This is a genomic window from Citrobacter sp. TBCS-14, assembly GCF_005280805.1.
In the GTDB taxonomy this organism is placed as follows: Bacteria; Pseudomonadota; Gammaproteobacteria; order Enterobacterales; family Enterobacteriaceae; genus Citrobacter; species Citrobacter gillenii.
On sequence record NZ_SZWM01000260.1, the window covers coordinates 1 to 662 of the forward strand.

Sequence of the window (662 nt, forward strand, 5' to 3'; positions counted from 1 at the left end):
GATTAACGAAATGAACCAGCTTAGTGAGCAGACGCTGGTAGAGCGCGCCACCGGAGGCAAAGGCGGCGGCGGTGCAGTGTTAACCCGCTACGGCCAGCGCCTGATTCAGTTGTACGACCTGCTGGCGCAAATTCAGCAAAAAGCCTTCGATGTCCTCAGCGATGACGATGCGGTTCCACTTAATAGTCTGCTGGCGGCCATCTCTCGTTTTTCACTGCAAACCAGCGCTCGTAACCAGTGGTTTGGCACAATAACCGCGCGCGACCACGACCAGGTTCAGCAGCATGTTGACGTCCTGCTGGCTGATGGCGCAACCCGGCTGAAAGTCGCGATTACCGCGCAGAGCGGTGAACGTCTGGGGCTTGATGAAGGCANGATCCTGTTGAAAGCGCCGTGGGTCGGAATTACCCAGGATGACGCTATCGCTCAGGCCGCCGATAACCAGCTGCAGGGCACGATCAGCCATATCGAACGCGGCTCGGAACAGTGCGAGGTATTGATGACGCTACCAGACGGTCAGACGCTGTGTGCGACCATTCCGACAGAAAATACCGCGACGCTGCACGAAGGCGCGAATGTCACGGCCTATTTCAACGCAGACAGAGTGATTATCGCAACGCTGTGCTGAGTGATTGACATCGGCCTGAAGAACACGTATCCCT

At 56.9% G+C, this 662-nt stretch carries 1 protein-coding gene; it reads left to right on the forward strand.

Annotation, left to right across the window (positions count from 1 at the left end):
• Positions 1-628, forward strand: a 628-nt coding sequence (locus FDX22_RS12380; protein ID WP_146717268.1) for a TOBE domain-containing protein, incomplete at its 5' end; no start/stop codon positions are given.
• Positions 629-662: the final 34 nt, after the last annotated feature.